The following is a 7,733-nucleotide window of genomic DNA, read 5'->3' on the forward strand; positions in this document are numbered from 1 at the left end:
AAAATTAAAGAATTTAAAAATAGGCTCATAAATAATATTTCCAAAAATGATATGAAAAAGGATAAATATACTATATTTATGGATATTATAAAAAAGATCTTAACAAATCTGTAGGGAATAATAAATCCAAAGTCACAGCTTATTTTGCTCTTGTTTTGAATTGTCGGTTGCTTATGCAATAGTTTTGATCAAAACTCTAAAAGGCGTTTACTTGTCTATTTTTGATTAATTATTTATAAATTTATCCATAACTAAAGCGCTTTCATCTATCTCTCGTCCGATGAAGACCAAAAAATTATCGCAGCATTTGCGGTCGCTAAAAGGCGTTATCTCAAATTTGCCGTTTACGAACTGCACGACGTATTGAGCCTCGTCGCCTTTAAAGCTCGCAAGCCCCTTGATGCGGTAAAAATTTTCCGGTATATCGCTCATAAATTTGATGAAATTTTGCTTATCGATGGCCTCAGGAAGGTCTTTTTTAAACGAGACTATCCCCTCGTCTTCGTGCGTCGCGCCCATCTTGCCCTCGAGCAGGACGGACGCCATATAGGAGGTGTCGCTCTGGCGGTAGAGTAGGTAGTTTGGATTTAGCTCGGCGCCCACCGTCTCAAATATCTCGGCGCAGCGGTTGTTTTGGATCAAAGCTTGTCGTATCCGCTCCTTTTGCTCGCTTGAGATCAGATCGATTTTATTAAGCACTATGACGTCGGCGGCCTTGATCTGCTCGAGCATTATTTTTGATCTGCCGCGCTCTTTTAAAAAATTCGCTCCATCGACGACGGTGACGATGGCGCATAGATTGACCGCATCTTTTATCTCGTTTAGCTCGCTTAAGATATTGAAAGGATTGGCGACGCCGGTGGTTTCAAGCACGATGCTGTCGGGCTTTTTGGGCTTTAGCTGCGAAATCGCGAGCTTGATCTGCCCCGCCATGGAGCAGCAAACGCACCCCTCGTCGATCTCTACGAGCGCGTATTTGGCGTCCAGCAGCGCGCCGTCGAGGCCGATCTTACCGATCTCGTTTTGGATGATGCCTGTAAATCTATTTTGCGCCGTTTCGTGCTCGATGAAATTTTGAATAAATTTCGTCTTGCCCGAGCCCAGATAACCGGTGATGATGAAAAAATTCGGCCGCTCGCCGCCTTGCATAAAAATTTGCTTTTTATCCTCTTTGGCTAAGCGCAGCAAAAATTTAAACAAAGGCGCCGAGCCTGGCAGCTTCTTAAAAGATCTGTCATTAAATTTAAAGCGATCGTCGCTCGCGTCCTCTGCGCCGTAGATTAAATTTACAAAAATTTCGCCGCAGAGCGGATCTTCTTTGCTTTTTAAATTTCGATCTTTGCCGTAGATCACGGCGCGAGCCGCTTTTTTGTAAATTTCAAAGCTCTCGTAGCGCGGCTCGTAAATTTTACAAAGCGCGATATGCAAAAAGTTCATAAACGCAAGCGATACCCTAAAGCAGGGGAAATTTTTATCAAGCCCCTCTTTTGCGATGATCTGCTTGCCCTCTACGCAGACGCCGTCCTTTGCGTACGATCTATCTCTGAGCTTCGTTTCAAAAGATAGCGTCAAGCCCTGCTCTTGCGGCTTTAAATAGATCGTAGCGACGCAGAAGTTATTTAAAAGCTCCTCGTGCGCGGAGAAATTTCGCACTTTTGTTAAAAACTCCGGCTCTCCGGTCAAAACGGCTTCAAAAAGCGAGACGTTACCGAGCAGTTCGTCGTTTGCGGAGGGGAAATAATAAAGCTCAAATACGCCCGCGCCCTCTTTCACCTCCCGCAAAACGATGCCGTAAATTCCGCTATAAAAGCCGAATTTTATGCTCCAGCATTCATTAAAATAGTTCCCCTTATACATCCCCTTATACCTGCTTGAGGATTTTACGTCGCTATCGTAAAGAGATTTCATCAATATACATCTCATAAGCGACCTGTAATCCTCAAACGAGTATTTAAATTTCAAAGGGAAAATATCTTGAAATTCCATGCTTTTATCCAAATTTAACCTTGTCGCCGTTGCCTAGATAATCGGACGTTTTGGTTCTAAATCTAGCCGTGCCCTTTACGATCGGATAGCCCTCGCGGACGAATTTTTGCACGGTCAGCAGACCGGTGCAGTGGTTGCACGCCATGACTTGGTAGTTCCATCTTTTCAGTCCGATAACCAGATCGTCGTATTTTGGATCCCAGTCGTCAAACGGCGAGATATGAAGTCCGCCGTAAAGACCATAGAGCTGATCATTGTCGTATTTTAGCTCTTTGTATGCGGAATCGGAGAATGTAATAATGCCCTGGTGACAACATCCCGTAATACTCACAAGACCTTTGTCTTTGACATTTACGAATATCGACTGTTCGCCAAAAACTCTCGTAATGATAGGGCAGTCGTAGCAAAACGTACACATTCCGGGCTCAATCTCGTTTCTGCCCTTTTTAAACACTACAAGCTCGCCCTTATGTCCCGAATCTTTGATATATTGTCTGCCCTCCGGGTAAAATCCTTCGTGTATGATGATCCTGATGTCGGGCTTATACTTTAAAACGACGGGTAAAGCCCAAAAGTGATCGTAGTGCTCGTGCGACATTATGAGAGTGTCGATCTCGCCGTTTTGCAGCATCTTATCGATCCCCTCCCGCTTAAAGCACTCGTGCATCCATTTGTAGGACCAGCCGCAATCAAGCAGATATTTTTTCTTTTCTCCGTTTAGACGCTCTATCTCTATGAGAGCAGAGTAGCCGCCCGCGTTATCGGGATTTACGGAAAGTTTTTTGGTTACCTCCCACGCCTCATCGATATTATCGGGTAGAAGATGCTTGATTTGTGAAATTCCCTCTTCGTAGCTGCCTTTGGCAAGCCCTTTGCCGTTACCGAACGGTGGCCAGTTAAATAAATATTGATTGACTAGCAGTCCGCCTGCGCCTTTAATATCTCCCATCAGCATCGAGTTGTCAAACCAGCTCGTTTCGGAGATATTGGTAACTTCAACGCTTTTAATCGCGCCAAAATCGGTCATCTTTCGCACTTCATCCGGAAGAAAAAATTCCCTCGCAGGAGAGTATGAAAATACCCCCATCGATGCGAGCGCGCCGAGTCCTATTCCCGCCGCACCGCCTTTTATAAAATCTCTTCTAGCTTCATTCATCTCATATCCTTTATTTAAAAATTGTAAGCATATTGCCCACGACAGGCGCTAGATAAACTACGGCGAGATAGATGATCACGCCTATTATAAAGCCCACTACCAAGCCTTTGATGGAATTTTTATTTCCAAAATCATCTTCCTCGCCCGCTTCATCCGCTTCTTCTTTTTTACCGGCAAGCTTCCAGCCCGGCCAGCCGTCCATAAACCAGTAATTTATCAGCATTACATTGATAAACCAGATCATCGGAATCATCGGGAATTGTTGCGGATGCGAAAAGCCCTTTTGAGTGCCCAGCAAAAAGTGCGAGACCTGATAATAGACGTAGTATAGAACGATAGCCGCTACCATGCTTATGATCGTTCTAAGAAGGATATTGACGGGCTTTGAAAATTTATTGACCGCGTTGTTGCAGTAAAATTTAATAAATAACACCGGCACCAGCCAAAATATAGCTATCTCGCCTACGTGCAGCCATCGCCAATCGGGCGCAAAAAGCCTCCTGTCGCCTCTAATATGCACGCCCCAGATGAGTTCTTGTAGATAGTAAAAGAAGAACGAAAAGCAAAACGCCATCGCTATAATGCCGAAAAACGATGCCGTCCTTCTAAGCCAGTTCGTCTTAATAAGGCTAAAAGGATACCTTTCCCAGATGGTCTCATACACCCACACCATAACGGTACAGCACATAATCCACGCGATATTGAAATTTCCGTGCACGGTATCGGCGAAATTATGCCACCAAGGCGGAGTGATGGATGTGTATTTTTGCCACGGATCGAATAAAATTCCCATTTGCGAGTGGAAAAATACGAAATATACGATCATGCTTAGCAAAAAGGTCCAGATAAAAACTGTAAAGCCTTTAACAGGCTGCTTTAGCTTTTGCCACGGCGAATTATCCGCAGCCACCACCCAAGAAGGACTTAGCCACGACGCGATAGCTGCAAACATCAAAATAGCCTGAGCCGAGTATTCAAGGGCGTAAAAATCGGTTATACCAAGCTCCGCAAGCCTTCGCGGGCTAAAATACGATATGGCAAGCTCGCCTAGAATAAATTCGAAGAATATCTTTAAGAATACGAAGAAGGTAAAAAATACCATCACCGTAAAGATAATGCCCTTTTTCGCCGGTCCCGCCGTATAGAGCCACTCCCTTTTAAATGGCCAAAAATCAAAAATATATGCGATCCAGATGATGACCACGAGCAGCCATCTGCACCACATATATCCCACGTATGGAGTATACATCCTCATCAGTCCCCTAGGGTCTTGAAAGATCCACCACGACGCGTAAAACACTACAAACAAAAACAGGGTGTTTACAAGCACCGATGTGAGCGGAGAATACCTTCTAACAAGCTTCCGCTCCTCCAGATAAATTTTCTCTTCAGGTTCGCTCATCGCTTCCTCCTTACATAAAATTTAATCTTTGATAAATTATATAAAAAGAGTGCAGCCCATTTGTAGCGTAAATTTGGATTAAATTTTAAATTGTCTCAGAAAAGCTTCATTTTGGAAGCTTGATTATGAAATTTGAACCGCCTTTTAGGCTCTCTACGACGAGCGAGCCCTTGCAGTGATCTTCGATGATGATCTTTGACATATATAGCCCGATGCCGGTGCCGTTTTTGCTGGCTTTGGTAGAAAAATACAGATCGAAAATTTTATCCGCGATCTCCTTTTTGATGCCGCCTGCATTGTCTTTTACGCTTAAGCAAAGATAGGACTTTTCGATGTAGGTTGAAATTTCGATAACCCCATCGTCGATATTTCTTTCTAAAAATGCGTCCTGCGCATTTTTTATGATGTTTAAAATAACCTGCGAAACCTCGTTTTTATATGTGAGCAAAGTCTGGTTGCAGCCGTATTTCGCGTAAATTTTAATCTTTTGGTTTTGCAGTATCGCTTTTGCGATATTTATCGCCATATTGCAAAGCTCCTCTAAGCTCGTAACCTCCTTGATCTTGGCGGGCTTAAAGAAATTTCTAAATTCATCGATCGTTTCGGATAGGTGCTTGGAATACTGCTCGATCTTGCCTAGCTCCTCCAAAAGAGCCGTTTTATCAAATTTATCCGCCATCAAGCAGCTGGTGCTTAGATAGGAAGCCGTAGCCGAGATAGCGGACAGCGGCTGCCTCCATTGATGCGCTATCATATTTAAAATTTCGCCCATCTGAGCGAGCCTTGATTGATACTGCAGCTGCTCGTCTTGGCGCCTTATGAGCTTTAGCTGCTCCTCGATCTCGTGGTTGAGCGTTAAATTTAGCCGTTTGACCTTTAGCCTGCTTTGCTTTAATTTCTTCTCCGCCATCACTCTTTTGGTGATATCTACCACTATCCAAAGCACCTCGTCATTTCCCGATATGGAGTCGCCCGAAATTCTAATCCACAGCCCTTTGCCGCTTTTGTGCCTTAGCTCGTAGTTTAGCTGCAGGGCCTCATTTTTTCTTACTTTATTAAAGGCGATGTCTGCAAAATGCAAGTATTTTTCTTCGCTTAGATGTATGGTTTGCGCGGATTTACCGATGATCTCGTCGTATTCGTAGCCGAAAATTTTACAAAAGGTCTCGTTGCACTCCATAATATTTCTTTTCTTGTCCACGATGAAGATGCCGACGCCGGAATTTGAAAATATCGTCTCAAATCTCTGATGGTTTTTCTTGATGTCCACTATCGCCATTTTATTCTATATCCTTGCGAGTAGATGTTTTCTATCAGCTTATAGCCGATTTTTCTGTGAAATCTGGATATGATATTTCTTACCCGTTTGTCGTCATATCCGCCATAGTCCTCAAACAGCTCGTTTTCTATCTCAAGGCCGCTTGCGATCCGCCCGCTAGAGCTTAAAAGCAGCTGCAACAAAGAGGTTTCGTTTTTGGTTAGTTTGATTATTTCGCCCGCCTTGCATAGGGTTAAACTCTGCTTGTCCCACACGAAATCGCCGCTTAGATAAATAAACTTTCCCAGTTTTATTTCGATGCTTTGCGTGATTTTTTCAAGCACGCTTAGTAGATCCTCGGTCGTAAAAGGCTTTAGAATATAGCCGTCCACGCCGATAGATATCGCTTTGGTGAAAAATTTAGACTCATCGTAAGCCGAGAAGATAACCGTTTTTACCAAAGGATCGATCTGTTTGATCTGCTCTATCATCTCAAGCCCGTTAATGCCCGGCATATTGATATCGGTAAAAACAATACCCGCTTTGCTCGCTTTAAATTTATCGATACCTTCCCGTCCGTTGCTGCAGTCGATAACTTGATGAAAGAATAGTTTTAAAATTTTCGCGGTCTGCTGCCTTACCTCATTATCATCCTCTACATATAGGGCGCGCATACTGCGAGTTTTAGCTTGCATTTCGTTTATATCCATAATGCAGCCCCTCCTTTTTAAATTTATCCCTTATCGTAAATTCTATTTCGCGCGCTGCAACCCTGTTTTAAATTTACAAAACCGAGTGTTTTTATTCTACCTGCCCGAGCTTTTTAAGATAAGCAAAAATTTTAGCGATCTCGATCATTTTATTTAGGCTTTCGAGCAGCTTCGCGCTTTGCGAGCTCGGCGCGGATTTGAAAATTTCGCTATTTTCAACGCCGATTACGAGGCTGTTCTCGCCCAGATAAAGCTCGGTTTTACCGAACAAATTTACGGTGATCGTCTGCATATTTTCTAAAATTTTTTTGTTTTGCAAAAATGCGGCGGCGGCGGGATTGTTTAGATAAACATCAAACGACGCGCTTAGGTGTGGGCTGTCTTTAAGCAGCTTCAGATCCGATGCGCCGAAGATGAACTCTCCGCGCGGTACGACTAAAATTTTGCTATCGAAAGTCTCGCTAAAATCAAATTTTGCAAAAAGTCCGTCGAAGATCGCCGTATCATCCTTTTTTTTAAGATGCAAAATTTTATCCAGCTCAAATACCCGATTTTCTCTGTTTTTATCGAAATCGCGACTTAGGCAGATGTCGCCGATTTTTATGCCAAATTCGGGCGTCTTGCCCACTATCGCGTGCTTGCAAGTGCATAGATTTGCCTCTTTACGGAGCGGATTTTTGTAAATTTCATCGAGTAAAAACGCGCCGAAAGGCTGAAAGGTAAGACGCAGCTCTTTTGCGATCCAAAGCAGAAATTCATTTTTAAAAGCCTCTTCGCTGAGCGCTTCAAATTTACGCGAAATGCGCACAGCTAGGTATTTGTAAGCAGGATAAGCAAGAGCTAGCAGTACCAATAAAAACAGGAACGAGAAATCTCCGAAATCCTTGCGCATAGCAATAAACAGCGCCAGTACTACCGCCGCCACGCCGCCACGCGCCTTCCAAAGCGCCACATTGCGTGCTCCATCTAGTTTTTGCTTTTTTAATTCGTAAGAAACAAGGCTCATCGCTATCCCCGTGAGTGAAATTTGACGCTCATTATAGCGAAAAATGGGATTAAATCAAGCCATATGATAAGCGCGTTGCTATTTATAAGGCGGGTTTTTATAATAGCTCAAAAGCATATAAATCGCCGTCTTTTTCTCTACATTTTACAATATCGCCCTGTTTGAATTCTAAAATTTCATCCAGTTCGGATTCAAATTTCGTCGTATCGGTAATT

At 43.4% G+C, this 7,733-nt stretch carries 6 protein-coding genes; all 6 read right to left on the reverse strand.

Annotated elements, in window-relative coordinates:
* Positions 1-225: 225 nt before the first annotated feature.
* The 6 genes from Q0236_RS04685 to Q0236_RS04710 all read right to left on the reverse strand — a co-directional run bounded on the left by Q0236_RS04685 (position 226) and on the right by Q0236_RS04710 (position 7,518).
* Positions 226-1,998, reverse strand: a complete 1,773-nt coding sequence (locus tag Q0236_RS04685; protein WP_297915593.1) for a GTP-binding protein — start codon at positions 1,996-1,998, stop codon at positions 226-228.
* On the reverse strand, positions 1,991-3,142 hold the full coding sequence (locus tag Q0236_RS04690) for an MBL fold metallo-hydrolase (protein ID WP_297915595.1): 1,152 nt from the start codon (positions 3,140-3,142) through the stop codon (positions 1,991-1,993). Before Q0236_RS04690 ends, Q0236_RS04685 begins: the two co-directional genes overlap by 8 nt.
* Positions 3,143-3,152: 10 nt before the next feature.
* The gene (locus Q0236_RS04695; RefSeq protein ID WP_297915597.1) at positions 3,153-4,544 is read right to left on the reverse strand and encodes a hypothetical protein; all 1,392 of its coding nucleotides are present in this window, start codon (positions 4,542-4,544) and stop codon (positions 3,153-3,155) included.
* 106 nt (positions 4,545-4,650) lie between these two features.
* The gene (locus Q0236_RS04700) at positions 4,651-5,823 is read right to left on the reverse strand and encodes a PAS domain-containing sensor histidine kinase (RefSeq protein WP_004318457.1); all 1,173 of its coding nucleotides are present in this window, start codon (positions 5,821-5,823) and stop codon (positions 4,651-4,653) included.
* Positions 5,814-6,512: a response regulator gene (locus Q0236_RS04705; RefSeq protein WP_297915600.1), complete on the reverse strand. Its 699-nt coding sequence runs from the start codon at positions 6,510-6,512 to the stop codon at positions 5,814-5,816. Before Q0236_RS04705 ends, Q0236_RS04700 begins: the two co-directional genes overlap by 10 nt.
* Before the next feature lie 91 nt (positions 6,513-6,603).
* Positions 6,604-7,518, reverse strand: coding sequence for a DUF3137 domain-containing protein (locus tag Q0236_RS04710; protein ID WP_297915602.1), 915 nt, complete (start codon positions 7,516-7,518; stop codon positions 6,604-6,606).
* Positions 7,519-7,733: the final 215 nt, after the last annotated feature.

It is taken from the genome of uncultured Campylobacter sp., assembly GCF_938031315.1.
Classification (GTDB): domain Bacteria; phylum Campylobacterota; class Campylobacteria; order Campylobacterales; family Campylobacteraceae; genus Campylobacter_B.

Bases quoted from the DNA above. Each gene is read 5' to 3' on its own strand.
- Q0236_RS04690 (WP_297915595.1), bottom strand. From the start codon at position 3,142: ATGAATGAAGCTAGAAGAGATTTTATAAAAGGCGGTGCGGCGGGAATA.
- Q0236_RS04695 (WP_297915597.1), bottom strand. From the start codon at position 4,544: ATGAGCGAACCTGAAGAGAAAATTTATCTGGAGGAGCGGAAGCTTGTT.
- Q0236_RS04700 (WP_004318457.1), bottom strand. From the start codon at position 5,823: ATGGCGATAGTGGACATCAAGAAAAACCATCAGAGATTTGAGACGATA.
- Q0236_RS04705 (WP_297915600.1), bottom strand. From the start codon at position 6,512: ATGGATATAAACGAAATGCAAGCTAAAACTCGCAGTATGCGCGCCCTA.
- Q0236_RS04710 (WP_297915602.1), bottom strand. From the start codon at position 7,518: ATGAGCCTTGTTTCTTACGAATTAAAAAAGCAAAAACTAGATGGAGCA.